Origin of the sequence: uncultured Alistipes sp., assembly GCF_910580175.1 — a bacterium.
Taxonomy (GTDB): Bacteria; Bacteroidota; Bacteroidia; order Bacteroidales; family Rikenellaceae; genus Alistipes.
Window position 1 is genome coordinate 2,856 of sequence record NZ_CAJTXD010000012.1, and the last position, 210, is coordinate 3,065.

Here is a 210-nt window from a genome sequence, read left to right on the forward strand (position 1 = left end):
GTGGCCGGACGGGGTTGGTATCAGGAAGCGGGCCAACCGGCAGTAGAGATTCTGCCCGGAACGGTCATCCACATTCCCGCCGGCGTCAAACACTGGCACGGCGCGGCGGCCGACAGTTGGTTCGCCCACCTCGCTTTCGAGATTGCGGGCGAGAACGGTTCCACCGAGTGGCTCGAACCGGTCAGCGATGCGCAGTACGATCGCCTGCCG

At 65.7% G+C, this 210-nt stretch carries 1 pseudogene (cut by a window edge); it reads left to right on the forward strand.

The features are described from left to right. Positions 1-210, forward strand: a pseudogene (locus QZ298_RS08640) (carboxymuconolactone decarboxylase family protein); its annotated part reaches 584 nt to the left of the window's first position; the annotation flags it as partial.